At 69.8% G+C, this 18744-nt stretch carries 17 protein-coding genes and 1 tRNA gene; 5 read left to right on the top strand and 13 right to left on the bottom strand.

Annotated elements, in window-relative coordinates:
• Window positions 1-3: 3 nt before the first annotated feature.
• Genes IEY36_RS16620 through IEY36_RS16610 form a run of 3 tightly spaced genes read right to left on the bottom strand, consistent with a single transcriptional unit; the run spans window position 4 to window position 4492 of the window.
• A complete protein-coding gene (locus tag IEY36_RS16620) occupies window positions 4-1620 on the bottom strand; it encodes a hydantoinase B/oxoprolinase family protein (protein WP_188968625.1) in 1617 nt (538 codons plus the stop codon).
• Complete coding sequence (locus IEY36_RS16615) at window positions 1617-3707, bottom strand: hydantoinase/oxoprolinase family protein (protein WP_188968623.1); 2091 nt, start codon at window positions 3705-3707, stop codon at window positions 1617-1619. Before IEY36_RS16615 ends, IEY36_RS16620 begins: the two co-directional genes overlap by 4 nt.
• Window positions 3704-4492: a class II aldolase/adducin family protein gene (locus tag IEY36_RS16610; RefSeq protein WP_188968621.1), complete on the bottom strand. Its 789-nt coding sequence runs from the start codon at window positions 4490-4492 to the stop codon at window positions 3704-3706. The genes IEY36_RS16615 and IEY36_RS16610 overlap by 4 nt, the downstream gene beginning before the upstream one ends.
• Here IEY36_RS16610 and IEY36_RS16605 point away from each other — a divergent pair.
• A complete protein-coding gene (locus tag IEY36_RS16605; protein WP_229681369.1) occupies window positions 4473-5435 on the top strand; it encodes an NAD(P)-dependent oxidoreductase in 963 nt (320 codons plus the stop codon). The genes IEY36_RS16610 and IEY36_RS16605 overlap by 20 nt on opposite strands.
• On the opposite strand, the gene IEY36_RS16600 is transcribed toward IEY36_RS16605, so the two are convergent.
• Both IEY36_RS16600 and IEY36_RS16595 read right to left on the bottom strand, forming a co-directional pair.
• Window positions 5411-6592 (bottom strand): amidohydrolase family protein, encoded by a 1182-nt coding sequence (locus IEY36_RS16600; protein ID WP_188968619.1) that lies wholly within the window; start codon window positions 6590-6592, stop codon window positions 5411-5413. The genes IEY36_RS16605 and IEY36_RS16600 overlap by 25 nt on opposite strands.
• A gap of 3 nt (window positions 6593-6595) precedes the next feature.
• Window positions 6596-7507, bottom strand: a complete 912-nt coding sequence (locus tag IEY36_RS16595; protein WP_188968617.1) for a DUF6282 family protein — start codon at window positions 7505-7507, stop codon at window positions 6596-6598.
• Between the two features lie 173 nt (window positions 7508-7680).
• On the opposite strand from IEY36_RS16595, the gene IEY36_RS16590 reads away from it, so the two are divergent.
• A complete protein-coding gene (locus IEY36_RS16590; protein ID WP_188968615.1) occupies window positions 7681-8586 on the top strand; it encodes a LysR family transcriptional regulator in 906 nt (301 codons plus the stop codon).
• 118 nt (window positions 8587-8704) lie between these two features.
• Here the strand turns inward: IEY36_RS16590 and IEY36_RS16585 are convergent.
• The 3 genes from IEY36_RS16585 to IEY36_RS16575 form a co-directional block, all read right to left on the bottom strand.
• A tRNA-Glu gene (locus IEY36_RS16585) sits at window positions 8705-8780 on the bottom strand.
• A 41-nt stretch (window positions 8781-8821) separates the two neighbouring features.
• Window positions 8822-9001, bottom strand: coding sequence for a DUF2256 domain-containing protein (locus IEY36_RS16580; protein ID WP_188968612.1), 180 nt, complete (start codon window positions 8999-9001; stop codon window positions 8822-8824).
• A 12-nt stretch (window positions 9002-9013) separates the two neighbouring features.
• Window positions 9014-9358: a DUF6476 family protein gene (locus tag IEY36_RS16575; RefSeq protein ID WP_229681368.1), complete on the bottom strand. Its 345-nt coding sequence runs from the start codon at window positions 9356-9358 to the stop codon at window positions 9014-9016.
• Between IEY36_RS16575 and IEY36_RS16570 the strand changes: the two genes are divergently transcribed.
• From IEY36_RS16570 to IEY36_RS16560, 3 genes are all read left to right on the top strand, one after another.
• Window positions 9357-10283, top strand: coding sequence for an RluA family pseudouridine synthase (locus IEY36_RS16570; protein WP_188968610.1), 927 nt, complete (start codon window positions 9357-9359; stop codon window positions 10281-10283). The two genes, IEY36_RS16575 and IEY36_RS16570, sit on opposite strands and share 2 nt — an antisense overlap.
• 225 nt (window positions 10284-10508) lie before the next feature.
• Window positions 10509-11393, top strand: coding sequence for an RNA polymerase sigma factor RpoH (rpoH, locus tag IEY36_RS16565; protein ID WP_188968608.1), 885 nt, complete (start codon window positions 10509-10511; stop codon window positions 11391-11393).
• Between the two features lie 150 nt (window positions 11394-11543).
• Window positions 11544-11900: a hypothetical protein gene (locus IEY36_RS16560; protein WP_188968606.1), complete on the top strand. Its 357-nt coding sequence runs from the start codon at window positions 11544-11546 to the stop codon at window positions 11898-11900.
• A 91-nt stretch (window positions 11901-11991) separates the two neighbouring features.
• Here the strand turns inward: IEY36_RS16560 and IEY36_RS16555 are convergent, their stop codons facing one another.
• The 5 genes from IEY36_RS16555 to IEY36_RS16535 all read right to left on the bottom strand — a co-directional run bounded on the left by IEY36_RS16555 (window position 11992) and on the right by IEY36_RS16535 (window position 18639).
• On the bottom strand, window positions 11992-13026 hold the full coding sequence (locus tag IEY36_RS16555; RefSeq protein WP_188968604.1) for an amino acid ABC transporter substrate-binding protein: 1035 nt from the start codon (window positions 13024-13026) through the stop codon (window positions 11992-11994).
• 340 nt (window positions 13027-13366) lie between these two features.
• Window positions 13367-15076, bottom strand: coding sequence for a GMC family oxidoreductase (locus tag IEY36_RS16550; RefSeq protein WP_188968602.1), 1710 nt, complete (start codon window positions 15074-15076; stop codon window positions 13367-13369).
• 82 nt (window positions 15077-15158) lie between these two features.
• A complete protein-coding gene (locus IEY36_RS16545) occupies window positions 15159-16406 on the bottom strand; it encodes a M28 family metallopeptidase (RefSeq protein ID WP_188968600.1) in 1248 nt (415 codons plus the stop codon).
• Window positions 16403-17419 (bottom strand): Bug family tripartite tricarboxylate transporter substrate binding protein, encoded by a 1017-nt coding sequence (locus IEY36_RS16540; RefSeq protein WP_188968598.1) that lies wholly within the window; start codon window positions 17417-17419, stop codon window positions 16403-16405. Before IEY36_RS16540 ends, IEY36_RS16545 begins: the two co-directional genes overlap by 4 nt.
• Entirely contained in the window at window positions 17359-18639 is a 1281-nt protein-coding gene (locus tag IEY36_RS16535) for an ArgE/DapE family deacylase (protein ID WP_188968596.1), read from the bottom strand. Before IEY36_RS16535 ends, IEY36_RS16540 begins: the two co-directional genes overlap by 61 nt.
• Window positions 18640-18744 lie beyond the last annotated feature (105 nt).

The following is an 18744-nucleotide window of genomic DNA, read 5'->3' as shown; positions in this document are numbered from 1 at the left end:
GGGTCAGTCGAGGCCATCATCGGCCTCCGCGCCGCCCGCCTGACGTGCGGCGGGGTTGCCCCAGCCGCCGCCGCCGGGCAGTTCCAGCACCAGGCGCTGGCCGGCCGGCACGGTCTGCAGCCCCTTGCCGGCCAGCGTGGCGCCGGAGGACAGCCGCACCGCCCCCGCGGCGCCGGCTTGGCCACCGGCCGCGCCATCGGCGGGGTTGTCGCAGCGCTCGAACATCGCCAGCACGGCGATCGGTTCGTCCGTGGCCAGTGCCGCGACCTCGACGACTTGCCCGTGCCCGCCGCGAAACTCGCCAAGCCCGCCCGAACCCGGACGGAGTTCCTTGCGCCAGACGATGATGGGCGCATTGGCCTCCACCACCTCGATCGGCACCGCCTTGACGCCGGCCGGGAAGGCGGTGCCGTCGAGCCCGTCCATGCCGGGCCGCGCGCCGGTGCCGCCGCTGTTGAAGAACACTGTCTCGAAGCTGGTGCGGCCCTGATGCCCCTCGGCATCGACCACTTCCGGCCCGCCGCGCAGTTGCACCGTCCACAGCACGGAGGAGCCGGCCGCCGGCACGCGTTGCGGCATCGCCTGCGCCAGGCAGGCGAACACGGCATCGGGCAGGAATTGACCGACGACATGCCGGGCCGCGACCGGCGCCGGGTCCTGCGCGTTCAGCACGCTGCCGGCGGGCGCCTCGACGCGGATCGGCGCCAGCGAGCCGGCATTGTTCGGCACATCGGGCGCGACGACGGTCTTCACGCCGAAGGCCGCATAGGCGCGGGTATAGGGCAGCACGACATTCACCCCGCGCGGCACCGCGGCGGACGTGCCGGCGAAATCCACCAGCACCTCGTCGGCAACGATGCTGACGCGGCAAGCAAGTTCGATGGCGCGGCCGGCGACGCCATCGAGCCTTAACCGCGATGACCAGCTGCCGCGCGGCAGCGCGGCGATGGCGGCAAGCGTCGCGCGATGGGAGCGCGTCAGGATCTCCTCGCCCAGCGCCTCCAGATCCGCCATGCCTTGCTGCGCCAGCATCGCCGCCAGCGCCCGCGCCGAGGCGGCATTGGCCGCGCAGTAGGACCGGATATCGCCTTCAACCTCGAAGGGACGGCGGACATTGGCGCGCAGGATGGCGAGCAGCGTCGGGTCGAAGGCGCCATCGCGCGCCAGGCGCAGGATCGGCAGGCGGATGCCTTCCTCGAAGATGCTGCGCCCATCGGGGCCCTGACCAAGGCCGCCGATATCGACCTGATGGCAGGCGCAGGCGAACAACGCGACGCAACGCCCCTGATGGAAGGCCGGCGTGACCACGGTGATGTCGTGCAGATGCCCCGAGGTCAGCCACGGATCATTGCTGATGTAATGGTCGCCCGCGCGCATCGCCTCGATAGGGTGGGCGGCGATGAAATGGCGGATGCTCTCGGCCATGGAATTGACGTGGCCGGGCGTGCCGGTGACGGCCTGCGCCAGCATCCTGCCGCGCGGATCGAAAATGCCGGCCGAGAGGTCGCCGGCCTCGCGCACCGTCGTCGAGAAGGCGGAGCGCAGCAGCGCCTGCGCCTGTTCCTCGGCCAGCGCGATCAGCCGGTCCCAGGTGAGTTGCGTGGCGAGGTCAGCGATCATGCGGCCAGCATCCCGGGCAAGGCGGCAGGCAGGTCGATCACCAGATGGCCGCGCGGATCGACATGTAGCGTGCAGCCGGCGGGAATGACGGTGGTCGTGGCGTCTTCCACGACCAGCAGCGGCCCGCTGGCGACCGCATCTGGCATCAGCGCATCACGCCGCAGCACGCGGCACGCGATCGGCGCATGGTCGTCGGGGTCACGCAGGCTGCGTGTGGTTGTGCCCGGCAGGGTATCCACCGACGTGGCCGATGGCGGCGGCCGCGATGCCTCGGGCAGCCCGGATACGGTGACGGCAATCGCCACCAGATCGACCGCGACGCCCGGAATCGGTGCGCCGTATTGCGCGGAGTAGGCATCGAGGAATGCCGCTTCGAGCATCGCCGCGCCGGGTGCCACGACCGGCAGGGGCACCGTCACCTCCTGGCCCTGGCCGCGATAGCGCAGTTGGGCACTGCGACGGATCTGCAACGGCGCGGCGGCGGGCAGCGCCGGGGTGACGACGCGCTTGGCCTCCGCCGTCAGCGCCAGGAACGCCGCCTCCAGCGCCGCCATATCGAGCGCTGCGACGCTGCCGGGATAGCCGCGCACGGCCTCATAGGATGGGTTGGCCCAAAGAAAGCCGAAGGCCGAGCCGACGCCGGCGCCTTGCGGGATGATGACGCGCGCGACGCCGAGCCGCCGCGCCAGCCGCAGCGCATGCAGCGGCGCGCCACCGCCGAAGGCGACGAGCACGCGGTCCTCGAGCCCCGCGCCACGTTCGGCGGCATGCACGCGCGCCGCGGCGGCCATGCCGGCCTCCACCACCTCGGTCACCGCGATGGCGAGGTCCTCCGCCGCGCGCTCCGGCGCCAGGGACAGCAAGGCGGCCTCGGCCGCACCGGCATCGAGCATCATGCGACCGCCGGCGAACCCCGCCGCGGCGAGCCGGCCCAGCACCAGGTTGGCATCGCTGACCGTCGGCGCGTTTCCGCCAAGACCAAAGCAGGCCGGGCCTGGCTCCGACCCGGCGCTCTTCGGCCCGACCGCCAGCCGTCCGGTGGCATCGACGCGGGCGATGGAACCGCCGCCGGCGCCGATCTCGACCAGTTCCACCACGGGCACGCGCACCGGCATGCCGCTGCCCTTGGCGAAGCGGTAGCTGCGATCAACCTCGAAGACGCGATCGGTGCGCGGCACGCCGTCTTCCAACAGGCACAGCTTCGCCGTGGTGCCGCCCATGTCGAAGGCCAGCGCGCACGGCAGCGCGGCGTCGCGGGCGATGCGCGCGGCGAACACCGCGCCACCGGCCGGGCCGCTTTCCAGCAGCCGCACCGGGAAGCGCATCGTCGTCTCGACCGTCGCCAGCCCGCCGGAGGAGAGCATCAGCAACATCGCCACGGTGAAGCCCTGCGCGCGCAGCCCGGCTTCCAGTCGCTTCAGATAAGCGCTGACGATGGGCTGCACATAGGCATTGGCGACGGTAGTGCAGAAGCGTTCGTATTCGCGTATCTCGGGGCTGACCTCGCTCGACAGACTGACCGGTACGCCCGGCAGCAGCGCCCCCAGCAGATCCCGCGTGCGCCGTTCCTGCGCCGGCGCGGCATAGGCATGCAGATAGCCGACCGCGATGCTCTCGATGCCGCCTGCGGCCATCTCGGCGGCATGGCGCGTGATGGCGGCTTCATCCAGCGGCGCGAGTTCCTGCCCGGCGGCACCGATGCGCCCACCCACCGGCAGCCGCCAGCGGCGCGGCACCAAGGGCGCCGGCTTGCGGTAGAACAGCTCGTACTGCGCGGCTCGACTTTCATTGCCGGTCGCCAGCACATCGCGGAATCCATCGGTGGTCAGGAAGGCGGTGCGGGCGCCGCGGCGTTCGATCAACGCATTGGTCGCCAGCGTCGTGCCATGCACCAGCCGCGTCACGTCACGCGGCAATGCGCCCACCCCCCCGAGCAATTGCGGCAGGCCGTCCAGCACCGCCTGTTCCGGCGCGTGCGGCGTCGTCGGCAGTTTCAGCGTGTGGCGCAGCAGCGTCTCGCCGCGCTGCCATTCCAGCGCGAAATCCGTGAAAGTGCCGCCGATATCGATGCCGATGGACAGGCTCATGCATCCCATCCCGGCTGGGTGCGGTCGAGCAGGCGCAGCAGCGCCGGCCATTCTCGATGGCCGACCGGCAGGAAGTCGCGCCGATGATCCAGCGTGCCCTGGTTCTGCTCGAAGCCGGCGCGCTTCTGCATGGCGGGCGGCGGCAGCATCAGCGCATCCGCACCACGCGCGCCGAGCATGAGCTGCGACTTGCAGGCCTGCTCCAGGTAGTACAGCCGGATGAAGGCGGCGGCGGCATCGTCGCCGACCGCCAACGTGCCGTGATTGCGCAGCAGCATCACGACATTCGCCGCGCCGAGATCCTGCGCGATCGCCTCGCCCAGCCCGCCGGCGCGCGCCGCGCCGTCATAGTCGTGATAGGCGGTGCGCTCCACGAATTTCATCGACCACTGGCTCATCGGCAGCAGCCCTTCGGGCAACGCGCCGACGGCAATTCCGGCATGGGTATGGGCGTGGATAGCGGCGCCGACTTCAGGCCGCGCGCGATGCACGGCGCCGTGGATGACGATGGCGGTCTTGTTCAGCGGCCAGCCATTGCCGGGATCGACGATGGTGCCATCCGCATCGACTTCGACGGCGTCGCCGGGTGTCACCTCGGCGAGCATCATGCCATACGGATTCAGCAGGTAATGCCCGGGCCGTTCGGGCACCAGCACCGACAGATGCGTCGAGGTGATGTCATCGAGCCCGAAATGCGCCATCAACCGGCACAGCGCCGCCAGGTCGCGCCGCGCCGATATCACCGTGCCCACCACAGGATTCTGCATGACCAGTTCAGTCACCATGATTGCTTTTCCTCCGGTACTCGCCTTCCCGGCCTTGCCGGGGACGGTCTATCCACGCCTGGCCGAAGCCGGGCTGTTGCTTGACGTCGCCGATGCCGCCGCCGTCGCCGTGCTGCCCGAGGCGCAGCGCGCCGCCATCCGCGTGGTGATCACCGGCGCGCAGCGCGGTTGCGACGCGACGCTGGTGGCGCTGCTCCCCGGGTTGCGGCAGGTGATCTCGATGGGGGCAGGGCTTGATCGGATCGACCTGCCAGCACTCGCGCTGCGTGGCATCGCGCTGCGGGCGGTGGGCGAGACGCTGACCGACGATGTCGCCGACCTTGTCATGGCGCTGACGCTGATGACGATGCGCGACCTGCGCGCAGCCGATGAATTCGCGCGCGGCGGGGCGTGGCGGACAGCGCGCTTCGCGCCGCGCCGCAGCCTGGTCGGCGCCACCATGGGCATTGCCGGGCTTGGCGGGCGCATCGGCCGGGCGGTGGCCCGTCGCGCCGTCGCCGCGCGCATGCATGTCGTCGGGCTGGCGCGGCCCTCGGCCGAGGGGCTCGGCTTCCCGCTGCTGCCCGACATGCGCGCCCTGGCGGAGGCTTCCGACGTGTTGGCGTTGTGCCTGCCGGGCGGGCCTGGCCTGCGTCATGTCGTCGGTGCGGCGGAACTCGCCGCGCTCGGCGCGGACGGCACGCTGATCAATATCGGTCGTGGCGAGCTGGTCGATACCGCGGCGCTGATCGAGGCGCTGGAACAGCGTGTCATCGCCGCCGCTGGACTCGACGTTCTGGAAGGCGAACCGCAGGTACCGGCGCGGCTGGCGGCGCTGCCGAACGTCGTGCTGACGCCGCATATGGCGGGCGCCACCTGGGGCGCCCGCGCGCGGGCCGGCATCGTCGCGGATGAGGAGGCCATGGCAACACTCGGCCATCAGGCGAGCTCCGCCAGCGTATAGTACCGGCCGCCATTGAATACGCCGCGCACCCGTTGCAGCGCATCGGGTGCCAGCAGCGGGTCGCCGTCGACCAGCAGCAGGTCCGCGCGCAGCCCCGGGTGCAGCCAGCCGCGATCCGACAGGCCGAGGACCGCCGCGCCATTGCCCGTGGCCGCGGCGATGGCAGTCGCCGCCGGCGCGCCGAGAGCGGCCAACTGCCCCACATCATCGCCGAAGCGCCCATGCATGTTGTCGGCACCAAGGCCCAAGCGCACCCCGAGCCGCACCGCGAGCGGCACCGCCGATGCGAGGGCGGCGCGCACGCGCGACAGCCGCCGCGCCACCTCGGGGTTGCGCGCCGCCGCCAGCGGGATGCCGTCGGCGCGCAGGAAACGTCCGGGCGTGACCACCCAGGCCATGCCATTGGCGGCCAGGGCGGCGACATCGTCGGCGTCCAACAACGCACCATGTTCCAGCGTCTCGGCGCCGGCATCCGCCGCGGCGCGCACCGCCGGCCCGCCCTGGGCCGCGACGGCCACACGCAACCCGGCGGCATGCGCCGCCTCCGTCGCGCGGCGCAGCAGCTTGGGCGCATAGGCGCAGTCGGTCGGGCCGATGCCGCTGCCATTCACCCCGCCGGTGGCGACCAACTTGATCCAACCCTGGCCCGCCGCCACCGCGTCCTCCACTGCGCCCAAGAGCGCGGCTTCGCTGTCCAACCCGCCGGTCGGGCGTTGCTGGTGGCTGCCGGTCGGCGCGATCGGCGCTCCGGAGAGGACGAGCATCGGTCCGGCCAAGGCGCCGGCCCGCAACTCGGCGGCGATGACGCGATCAAGCCCGCCCCCCTCGCCCATAATGCGCTGGGTGGTGACGCCCGAGAGCAGGTCGCGCCTTAGATGCCGCTGCGCGACGGACCGCCGCAACGCCACGTCCGATGAGAACATCTGCCGCATCGGATCCGGCCTGTCCGGATCGACCGAGAGGTAGTCGTGCAGGTCGATCAGCCCGGGCAGCAACGTGCAGTCCGGCGGCAGCGCCAGTTCGATGGCGCCCGCCGGAACCACGGCACCCGGCGGCAGGATGGCGGCAATCCGGTCACCGTCCAGCAGCAGCGCGCTACCGGCGGCTAGGGCGCTGCCATTGCCGTCCAGCATCCGCTCCGGGCGCAGCACCCGCATGGGTCAGCCGACCGCCGGCAGGCCGAGCAGCGCCGCTGGGTGGTGGCGCGCCAGGTGGTCCACCTCGTTCTGGCTGAATCCATGCAGCGGCAGGATGCGCAACCACATGCGCATGCCCTCGATCGGATGGGCGTTGTCGTGCTGGCCGAGATCGGTGGCGATGAAGCAGCGTTCGACGCCGAGCGCCCTGATCGTGTCGGTCAGCTTGCGGGTGCTCTGCTGCTGCCGGTTCGGCATGGTCGGGTTGATGCAGAACTCGAATTTCATGCCGAGATCGGCGAGCGCCTTCAGATCCTCCAGCGGCCAGTCGGTGGCGTGCCAGCCGACATGGGTCTGCACCAGCTTCCCGTAGCCGATGCGCTGCGCTTCGCGAGCCACGGCATGGACCTCGTCCAGTGCGATATGGCCGGTGCCGGTGACAATGTCGGCGGCCTTGGCGATCGCCAGGATCTCGGCTACCTCGGGCTTCAGCGCGCCGGCGGCGTCGACCAGCCGGATGCCGGGCACCGGCACTTGCGGCAGCGTGCCTTGCCGCTGCGCCAGCCAGGGATAGGTCGGCATGCCGAAATGGTCGGCGTGGTGCTGGGCATGCACGGTGGGCAGCCACATCACCTTCATGCCGAAGCCGATAGCGGTGCGCACCGCTTCGGGGTTCAGCCCGCCGACGCTGTGGTTGAGCACCAGGCTGCCGAACAGCTCGATGCCCGGCACCACGCGGCGCACCAGCTCGACCCGGTCGGCATTGGGGACGTAGATGCTTTTCAGCACCAGGGCGCGATAGCCGGCGGTGCGGGCCTGCTCCGCCGCCTCCAGGTCGTCGAGCGGGCGGTCGAACAGGCAGGGCATGGTGTGCAGGTGCATGTCGATGACGCCCTGCAGCAGGTCGGTATCGGCACGGGAAAAGGCGAAGGACATTGATCAGTGGCTCCCTGGGGTCATGCCCACAGGCAACGACGATCTGATGCCCGCATGATGCGAACAATGATGCTGTATGCATCAAGTGATCATGTTTATGCATAATGGTAGGCGTGCGGGCGAGCGTTTGCCTCTGCGCCGGTCAACGTGCCGCGAAATTGCCTGGGGTGCCCATGAACCTGCTGCGCCTACGCTCCTTCCTGACCCTCAGCGAGGCCGGAGGCTTCCGTCGCGCGGCGGAGCTGCTGGGCCTGTCGCAGCCCGCCCTGACCCGGCAGATCCAGGTGCTGGAGGCCGAATTCGGTGCGCCGCTGGTTCGCCGCGGCCGCCAGCCGGTGACACTGACCGAGGCCGGCCGTTTCCTCGCCCAACATGCCGGCCGCCTGCTGGCCGAGGCAGCTTTCCTGCGTCAGGAGGTGCAGCGGCTGGATGGCGGGCGCGACCCGACCTTGTGCGTCGGCGTCCTGCAATCGCTGCTGGAGGGTGTGTTCTCGACGGCGCTGGTGGGGTGGCGGCGTGATTGGCCGGGCGTGCCGCTACGGGTGCTGGGCTTCCGTTCAGAGCCGATCATGGCCGAGATCATCGATGGGCGGCAGCATCTGGGCTTTGTCGGCACGGCGCCGACCGACCCGCGCCTGGTCTGGCGACCGATGGTGGAGGATGTCTTTGTCGCCGTGCTGCCGCCGCACCACCGCTTGGCCCGCGAGGGCGCCGCGCTCGAACTTGCCGCGTTGGCGGCCGAGGGCCTGGTGCTGCCGCCGCCGGGCTTCGGCCTGCGCGACACGGTCGACATGGCCTTCGCGGCCCTGGGGCTGATGCCGCGGGTGACGGCGGAGTTGGAGGGCATCGGCGCCATCGTTGCCCTGGTGCAGGCGGGTCTTGGTCCCAGCGTGCTACCGGCCTCGGCGGTCTCCGGCGGCGCCGGTTTCGTCCTGCGGCAACTGGCCGGGCTTGCGCCGCGCCGGGAGCTGGGGGCGGTCTGGCACGCCGGCCGTCACCATGATGCGGTGCTGGAGGCTCTGGTCAACGCGGTCCAGAATGCGGCCACCACGGCGCAGATCCTACCGACATACGGCTGACAGATCGCTGCCCGGAGGTGTCCGGGCGTGCGGGAGCGCAGGAGATGCCGCCTTCTCCCCAAAACGCATAATGGCGGTCCAAAGGACCGCCATTTTGAAGCCAATCATTTGATTCTATTGGCGTCCCCTAGGGGATTCGAACCCCTGTTACCGCCGTGAGAGGGCGGTGTCCTAGGCCTCTAGACGAAGGGGACCTTGGCCGGAGGCGCGCTTCTAGCCTCCTGTTTCGCCGGGATCAAGCGCCCTTCTCCGGCTTTGTCATTCTTTCACGCACAGCACCCCGCCGCCAGGTGCGGCAGGCATCCGAACAGTACCGGACCTCCGCCCAGGATTGCGCCCATTTCCGCCGCCAGGCGAAGGGTCGCGCGCAGGCCTCGCAGGTCTTCTCCGGCAGCTCGAGCTTGTGGTGTGTCATCGCGCCAGCCGGTCAATCGCGCAACCGAATCTCCCCGATCCGCCGCGCCCCGGTGGGGTCGAGCAGGATCACTCGCTCGCCATCCGGCCGCGCCACCCAGATCGAGATCGCCTTGTCCGAGGCCGCGACGCCGGCAATCCGCGCGCCCTCAGGCTGTGCGAGAGACAGCGACGCCGCCGCGTTGCCTGCCGCCGGCCCACCAAGGCGCTGGACGAGCAGCACCGCGAGCGCCACGGTGCCGGCGACGATCAGCACCCCCATTCCGATTACCAGGCCCTTGAGCGCACCCACATCATCCCCCTCGCCACCCGAATCCACCGACACCGACATCACGGCACCGCCCGAGGCGGCCGGCATGCGCGCCGACCGCTTCCTCGCGGACGCGATAGGTTCGCTCTCGCGCTCCCGCGTCAAGGCATTGATCGAGGCCGGGCAGGCGAGCCGTGACGGCGTCCTGATCAAGGACCCCTCCGAATCGGTGCGCGCCGGGTCGCTGTACCGCCTGCATGTGCCACCGCCGACGCCAGCGACGCCGCAGGCGCAGGACATCCCGCTGACCATCATGTTCGAGGATTCTGACCTCATCGTGCTCGACAAGCCGGCGGGGCTCGTCGTGCATCCGGCGCCGGGCAACCTCGATGGCACGCTGGTCAATGCGCTGCTCGCCCATGCGGGAGACGACCTGCCGGGCATCGGCGGCGAGAAGCGGCCGGGCATCGTCCATCGGCTGGACAAGGACACCTCGGGCGTCATGGTCGTCGCCAAGACCGACCGCGCCCACCGCACCCTGTCGGAAGCCTTTGCCGCGCGCGACCTGGAGCGCGCCTACCTGGCGCTCGTCTGGGGCCTGCCGGCGGAGATGCAGGGGGAGGTCTCGGCCTCGATCGGCCGCCACCCGGTCGACCGCAAGCGCATGGCGGTGGTCGAGCGCGGCGGCAAGGCGGCCACCACACGCTACCAGGTCAAGCGCGCCTGGGGCACCGCGGTCGCACTGGTCGAATGCCGCCTGCTGACCGGGCGGACGCATCAGATCCGCGTCCACATGGCCCATATCGGCCATCCACTGGTGGGCGACCCGGTCTACCTGCGCCGCACCCCGGCCTCGGCAAGGCTGTTGCCGCCTGCAACCCGCGACGCCCTGCTGGCGTTCCCACGCCAGGCGCTGCACGCCGCGACACTGGGCTTTCGGCATCCCGTAACCAAACAGCCCCTATCCTTCGAAAGCCCTGTACCGGCCGACCTCACCAGCCTGCTCACATTGCTGGACGGTAACAGCCAGTAACCCGACTATTGCAGTCGGTTTTTCTTGCGCCGCACCACGGCGCGCGGTAAAAATACCCCAGGTCGGATTCCAAGGGGTGCCAAACAAGCGCCCGCATCGGCCTGCCCCGACGTGACCGGGGCAGGCGGCTCGGGCCAGGGCCCCGAGGATGCCGACATAACCAAGTAATGGCCGCCTGCGGCCCCGCCGTCACGGGGGGTTCGCCCGGTCAAGGAGGCAGAGACTATGGCTTCCAGCATGTCTATTCCGATGGCGACCGAAGGGAACCTGTCGCGCTATCTGCAGGACATCCGCAAGTTTCCGATGTTGGCACCGGAGGAGGAACTCGCCCTCGCCCGCCGGTGGAAGGAACAGGGCGACGAACCCGCGGCGCACAAGCTCGTCACGTCGCATCTGCGTCTCGTGGCGAAGATCGCCATGGGCTATCGCGGCTACGGCCTGCCGGTCGGGGAACTGATCTCCGAAGGCAACGTGGGCATGATGCAGGCGGTGAAGCGCTTCGATCCGGAACGCGGCTTCCGTCTGGCTACCTACGCCATGTGGTGGATCCGCGCCGCGATACAAGAATACATCCTGCATTCCTGGTCGCTCGTGAAAATGGGCACCACGGCGGCGCAGAAGAAGCTGTTCTTCAACCTGCGTCGGTTGAAGGCGAAGATGTCCGCGCTCGAGGAAGGCGACCTGAAGGACGAGCAGGTGGCGAAGATCGCCCACGCTCTCCAGGTGCCGACCCAGGACGTGGTGTCGATGAACCGGCGCCTCGCCAGCCCCGACCACAGCCTGAATGCCCCCGTCCGCGCCGACAGCGAGGGCGAGTGGCAGGATTGGCTGGTCGATGACGGCGAAAGCCAGGAAAACGAGTTGGCCGAGCGGGAGGACATGACCAACCGCCGCGACCTGCTCAACGGCGCGCTGAAGACGCTCAACGAACGGGAACGCCACATCCTGATCGAACGGCGCCTGAAGGAGGAGCCGACCACGCTTGAGGAACTCTCGCAGCAGTACAACATCAGCCGCGAGCGAGTTCGTCAGATCGAGGTGCGGGCCTTCGAGAAGCTGCAGAAGTCGATGAAGCAGCAGGTCGTGGAACGGCGCCTGACGGTCGGCTGAAGCCTGAAATCTTTCACCCGAAAGGGCGGCGGAGTGATCTGCCGCCCTTTTTGATTCGATCAGGACCTTCGATCCTCCGCGCGCCGGTCAATCAGTGGCCTGTGGCGCGATCCGCGCTGCCGGCTCGCCCAAGCGCAAGGATCCAAGCCCATGCACCCCATCCCCCGCCGCGTGGCGGCATCGCTGCCGCTGGCCGGTCTCGCATCGACCGCCGGCGCACAGACCCCGGCGGTGCAGCTCTTCAGGATCGTCTCGCAGCGCGACGAGGTGATCATCGGCCTCACTGAGGCTGAACTCGACAGCCTCGGCACCGGGCCCGGGGTCGAGCGCATCGCCCGCCGGCTTGTCGCTGAAGGCCAGATCACCGCGTGGCGCTACATCGTCGGCCGCGCGCCCGATGGTTCGACCCGGTTCGGCACGACCGCCCGGGTCGCGATCATGCGGCAGGACAGCTACCGGATCGAACCCTACAGCGCCGCCCTGCCGGTGGCGCCGCCGCCCGGCTGAAGGATGACGCCGCTCGCGCTGGCCTCATGGCCGTGCGGCGGTGGCCAAGGCGTTTGGCAGGGGCAACCGAATGATGCCCCTGCCGCGTCACTCAGCGGACCGGCGGCGCGTAGTGCAGCCCGCCACGGTTCCACAGGTTGTTCACCCCGCGCGGGATGCCGATCGGAGTGATGTTGCGCTCATACATCTCGCCGTAATTGCCGACCTGGCGAATGACCTTCACCACCCAGTCATTCGACAGACCCATCGATTGACCCAGATCGCCGGTCCGCCCGAGAAGACGCTGCACGTCGGGGTTGGTGCTGGTGCGCGCCATTTCCTCGACATTGGCGCTGGTCACGCCCAGTTCCTCGGCGGCGATCTGCGCAAACAGCGTCCAGCGCACGATGTCGAAGAAGCGCCAGTCGCCCTTGCGCACCGCCGGGCCCAGCGGCTCCTTCGAGATGATCTCGGGCAGCAGGACGAAGTCGTTCGCATCCGTCGTGCGCGTCGCGCGGAAGGAAGCGAGCGATGAGGCGTCGTTGGTATAGGCATCGCAACGGCCGGCAACGAAGGCGGCGCGGATTTCCTCCGCCTGCTCGATCACCACCGGGGTGAAGCGCATGTTGTGGGTGCGGAAATAGTCGGTCAGGTTGAGTTCCGTGGTGGTGCCCGGCTGCACGCACACCGTGGCGCCATCCAGCTGCGCCGCCGATGTGACGCCGGAATTCCGGCGCACCATGAAGCCCTGGCCGTCGTAGAAATTGATGCCGGCGAAGGCGAGGCCGAGTTGCGTCTCGCGCGCCATCGACCAGGTGGTGTTGCGCACCAGGATGTCGAGTTCGCCCGATTGGAGCATTGGGAAGCGCTGCACCGTCGTGTTCGGCACGAAGCGTACCTTGTTCGCATCGCCCAGGACGGCGGCGGCGACGGCGCGACAGGTGTCGACATCAAGGCCATGGAACTCGCCGCGGCTGTCCGGCAGAGCAAAGCCCGGCGCATTCACCGCCACGCCGCAGACCAATTGCCCGCGGGAGCGGATCGTCGCCGAGGTGTCCGGCCCTGACCCCTGCGCCAGGGCCTGCCCGGCCGCCACCAGGATGGCGGCGGCGGCGAGGCCGGCCAGGCGGGTGCGTATGCTTGTCATCAATATCGTCTCCCAGGTTCCAGACGTGAAGCCGCCGTGTCTCCGGCTGGCCCACGCGCAGCATGCCCGTGCGCGACCCGGGGCGCCAAGGGGTGTCTGCGCCGTGAGCAGTCGGGCTTCCCCGGCGCGCATCCGAACCTTGCGCGACCGGAGATGCGCCGACCCGAGCAGGTCCGGGTAGGCAGCCCCATAGCAACGGCACGAGGCTTTCACTCGTGCCTAGGCCGCGCATGCGGCCCGCCGGGCGTCCGGCGAAAGCCAACCAAGCCGGAGGTTTTCGCCCGGCGTCCGAGGGCACGACAAGGCCAATACCAACGGTCGAAGAACTCGACCGTTGGTATCACGCCGTCCCGGCGAGGATCGCGTCTGCCATCTTCTCCGCCGTCATCAGCGTCGGGAAATTGGTGTTTGCCGAGGGCACGACCGGGAAGACAGAGGCATCGACCACCCGCAACCCCTGTACGCCGCGCACCCGGCCGGCCGGGTCCACCACCGCCATCGGGTCACTGTCGGACCCCATGCGGCAGGAACAGGAGGCATGCCAGACGCCGATCGTGCCCTTGCGGATGAAATCCTCCAGCGCGTCGTCATCTTCCATCACTTCCTTGAAGCGGAAGCCTTCGATGACGAAGCGGTCGATGAAGGCGCGGCGCAGCGCCGCCGGCCCGTCGAGGAACTTCGCGATGATCGAGGTGATGATGCGGTTCTTGGTGTTCACCACGCCGATCCGCCGCACCCGGTCTGAATAGAAGGCGGGGAACGGGTCGGCGGTGACGGCGGCGAGCGGCGCGGAAAGGTTCAGCGCCGCCGCCAGCTTGAAACCTGTCATCAGCCGGTCGAGGTCGCGCCGGTCGGACAGCAGGTTGAACTCGACATCCGGGTGCTGCCGCCAATCGGTGGACACCAGCCGCACCTGGCCACGCTGCGAATAGGTCTTGTTCACCCAGGTCAGCATCGAGCCGACCTGCTCGCCCACGGCATGCCAGGCGGATTTGCTGGCGACCGACATGAACATGTCGCCGGCGGGAGCGCCCTCCAGCCCAGAGGAGAAGCGTAGCCCCAGCAGCATGTGCCGGCGCGTCGCCTCGGTGACGATGCGCGCCTCCGGCTTGATGAAGCAGGATAGCGAGATCGCCGGGTGGTCCATCAGCCCCTGCCCCACCCCCGGCAGGTCCGCGACGACGCTGATGCCGTGTTCGCGCAGATGCGCCGCCGGGCCGATGCCCGCACGCATGAGGTGCGCCGGCGAATGGATCGCGCCGGTGGACAGGATCACCTCCCGCCCGCGGAATTCCTGCTCCTGACCTTTCACGAGCGCGCGGATGCCGACGCAGCGCGTGCCTTCGATGATCAGCCCCATCACCTGCGTCTCGGTCGAGATCGTCAGGTTGGCGCGCTTGCGCGTCTCGGCATCGAGATAGCCGATCGCCGCCGAGACGCGCGCATTCTCGCCGAGATTCACCGTCAGCGGGAAATAGCCGTCCTCGAACGCGCCGTTCTGGTCAGGCAGGTACTTGTAGCCGGCCTGTTTGAACGCCTCGCCGGCCGCCTTGGCGTGCTTCGACCAATGCTGTTCCGGGATGCGGCGCACCGGAATGCGCCCGGACTTGCCGTGCCATTCATTGTCGAAATCGACGTCGCGCTCGACCTTCTTGAAATACGGCAGCACCGCATCCCAGTTCCAGCCGGCCGCGCCCCTATCCGCCCATTCGTCGTAGTCATGCGGCGCCCCGCGATTGGCCATCTGCCCGTTGATCGACGACCCGCCGCCCAGCACCCGCGCCTGTTCATACTTGCGCAGCGGCGGCCGGTCGGCGCCCGGATTGTTGTGGGAGACGACCTGGGTGCGGACCTTCAGCTCGGTCCAATGGAAGCGCGGGTCGAAATAGGCCTGGCCCGGATAGGTATCGAGGATGGTCGCCGGCTCCTTGCCCGGCGGCGTATCGGGGCCGGCCTCGCACAGCAGCACCTTGTTGGCGCCAGGTGCGGACAGGCGATGGGCCAGCACCGAGCCGGCAGAGCCCCCGCCGACGATGATGTAGTCGTACAACCGCGTTTCCCCCGATGGATCATTGATCGGCCGCAGCAGAACATTGTCGGGCGCGTCGGGAAAGGGGCCGCCGGCGCCTGGGCTAAACGGTGCCCCGCAGTCGCATCATCACATCGTCCGGCGCGTTGAGCGCCTCCCACAGCAGCGCCCCCGCCGTCACGGTCGCCGCCCGCAACTGCGGCAGCGGCACGATCGCGCGCCGGTCCGCCGCCGTCAGCAGATAGCGCAGCGCGCTGTCAGGCTCGCCGAAGCCTGCCAACAGCCGGGCGGCGGGGATGCCATGCGCGGCGAAGTTCGCGTGGTCCGAATTGCTCATCAGCGGTTGATGCGTACGCAGATCCGCCCCGCAGGACGCCGCCGCATCGCGCAGGAAAGGCCCCAGCCGCGCGAAGCCGCTGGTCAGCGCCGTGAGCGACGCGCCGCCCGCGATGGAATCGAGGTTGATGTTCACCGCCAGGCGCGACCGCCGCGCCGGCGACAACCTGTCCAGCCACGCTTTCGAGCCGGCCAGCGCCCATTCCTCCGCCCCGAAGACGCACACCAACAACCCGCGCGGGCAGCCCGCGACGAAGGGTGCCGCCGCCCGCGCCAGGCACAGCGCGGCGGCGAGGCCGGTCGCGTTGTCGATGGCGCTCTCGCCCAAGGGATGGCCGTCGAGATGCGCCGAGAGCACCACCTGCCCCTCCCCACGCCCCGGCAGGCTGAGGCTCAGCGTCGGCGTCGTCGCCGCATGGTCCTGGCCAAGCAGCGTCAGCTGCACCCGCCGCCCTTCGGCCAGCAGCGCGCCGGCTTCGGCGGAAATGCCCATTGCAGGGATGCCCGCCCCGCCGGCACGCCCGGATGAACCAGAGACCGGCCCAATGCCCGGCTCCGGCTGCACGATCAGGAAGGCCGCCGCGCCCGCTTCCTGCGCTGCGGCGAGCTTCACCCGCCGATGCACCGTGCCAGCCGAGAACGGATATTCATGCCGCGCCAACACCACGCGTCCCGCGGCGGCGGCGTAGTCCCCGGGCGCGCCTCGGCCGCAATCCAGCGTGTCGAGCGCCAGCCCCTCCGGTGGCGTGGCGGCGGCACCGAGCAGCGGCGCACAGCCGAGGTCGCGGCCTGTCGCAAGGTCGGTCAGCCGCGCCTCGTGGCAGCGCCAGCCGGCATAGGGCACCGGGTCGTCCTGCACCATGCCGAGCGTGCCGAGGCGCTCGGCCATCATGGCGAAGCCGCGCGCCGCGCTCTCGGTGCCCTGCAGCCTGCCGCCGGTATCGCAGATCGCCGCGAAATCGGCGGCGAGCCCGGCATCGGCAGCAATGCTGCCGAGAAAGGCCTCGCGCGTCACTGCGCGGTGATGCCCCGGGTGCGGGCGATCTCGCCATAGCGCGCGAGGTCCTGCCGGATGCGTTGGCCGAAGGCCTCGGGCCCGTCGCTTCGCGGGATGACGGCGAGCGCGTCGAGCCGCTGCGCCATCCCCGTCGCCGCGAGGACGCCGGGCATCGCCGCGGCGATCTTCTGGATGATCGCCTCCGGCGTGCGCGCGGGTGCGAGCAGCCCCCACCAATGTTCGGCGATGAGGTCAATGCCCTGTTCGCGGAAGGTCGGGATGTCGGGGTGGCTGGGCATGCGCTCGGCCGCCATCACGCCAAGCCCGGTGATCTGCCCGGAGGAAAGCTGCGGCGCGGCCGAGGCCACGGTGACGAACACGGTGTTCAGATTGCCCGCCGCAAGGTCCTGGATGGCCGGCCCGCCGCCGCGATAGGGCACATGCGTCAACTGCGTGCCCGTGGCGGCCTGGAACAGCTCGCCCATCATGTGCGAGGCTGCGCCGACGCCGCCCGAGCCATAGGTGTAGTGGCCGGGCTGCGCCCTCGCGAGGGCGGCGAATTCCGCCGCGTTGCGCGCCGGCAGCGAGGGATGCCCGAAGATCAGCAGCGGCGCGACGCCGACCATGACGACCGGCACCAGATCCTTCTCGACGTCATAGGGCATGCGCGCCTGCAGCGCCGGCACGATGGCGTAGGGCAGGTCGGCGAGCAGCAGCGTGTAGCCATCGGAGGGCGAGCGCGCGACGTATTCGGTGCCAAGCATCGAGCCCGCGCCGGAGCGGTTCTCCACCACCACCGACTGCCCCAGCGCCGCGCCGAGGCCTGGCTGGATCAGCCGCGCCAGCACGTCGGACGACCCGCCGGGGGCGAAGGGCACCACCAGGCGGATCGCCCGGTTCGGCCAGTCGGCCTGCGCGAAGGCGGGCGCGGCGAGCACCGTCCCCGCCGCCCCCAGCAAGGCCCGGCGCGTCAGCCGATCGGGCGCAGGCCGCACCATTCGGCGATGAAGGCGGCAATCGTCTTCGTGCATGTCCGGAGATCCTCGATCGAGGTGCGTTCGTCGAAGCCGTGGGCGACTTCGCCCTTGGGACCGTAACAGAGTCCGGGGAAGCCGAAATAGAGCCCATAATACCGCGCATCGTTCACCGCCGTGGTCTTGCGCGCCGGCATCTCCCCGCCATGCACGCTGGCGTGGGCGGCGGCGAGCACGGCTTCCGCCTCGCTGCCGGGTTCGAGCACATAGGGGTCGGTCTGGAAGCCGGTCCAGATGATCTCGGGCGGGTTGTTGGCCATGAAGCCGTCGGTCGTCGCCGCCGCCTTCACGCATTGCTCGATGCCGGCCATCGCCTGTTCCGGCGTGGTGCCGGGCACCAGGCCGATGCGGCAATCCACCTCGCACCAGGCCGGCGTGGACGATGCCCAGTCGCCGCCGCGAATGATGCCGGGGTTGAACTTGATGGGGTCCTTGATGTCCGCGTACCAGGGGCTCGACTTCGCCGCCTCGTTCAGCACCTTGGTGTGGGCGTAAAGCGCGTTGATCAGCGCATAGGCCGACATGATGGCGTTGGTGCCGTCCTGCGCGACCGCAACATGCACCGGCACGCCGCGCACGCGCAGGCGGAACCAGATGGTGCCGGTCTGGGTGCGGGTGATGGTGTGGCCGGTCGGCTCGGGCACCAGCGCGGCCTCGGCGCGATAGCCGCGCAGCAGGGCAGCGAGCGCGCCATTGCCGGTGCTCTCCTCCTCCGTCACCGTCTCGACATAGACATCGGCGGCGGGCTCGAAGCCGGCCGCGCGGATCGCATCCATGGCGAAGACCATGCAGGCGACGCCCGACTTCATGTCATGCGCGCCACGGCCATACATCCAGCCGTCGCGGATCGTCGCCGAGTAGGGCGGGTAGGTCCACATCTCGTGCGGGCCTTCCGGCACCACGTCGATATGGCCCTGCAGGATCAGGCTGCGCCCGGTCGGATTGGCCGGGCGATGCGCGGCGACGACCTGCATCGAGCCGGCGGGGTCGACTCCGACCATCGGCGCCATCTTGGGATGCGCCGGCACATCGGCGATGGAAAAACGGTCCACCGGATAGCCGCGGGCTGCCATCTGCCGGGCGAACCAATCCTGCAGCGGCGCCTCGTGGCCACGCAACGAGGGAAATCGCACCAGTTCCTGCAGGAATTCCACCTGACGGCCGAAGCCCTCATCGATGGCGGCGTCAATGCGGGCGCGAGCTTCGGCGTCAGGCATGCAGGCGGGTGTCCTTCGACAACGCATCGCACGCAGGCGGCGCGCGATCGATGTCGGATCATAGCCCAGGCCGACGAGCCGCCCAGCCCCAGGACTACCCCGCAC

The sequence above is a fragment of the Neoroseomonas lacus genome (genome assembly GCF_014644535.1).
Classification (GTDB): Bacteria; Pseudomonadota; Alphaproteobacteria; order Acetobacterales; family Acetobacteraceae; genus Neoroseomonas; species Neoroseomonas lacus.
This window is presented reverse-complemented; position numbering and strand designations above follow the sequence as displayed.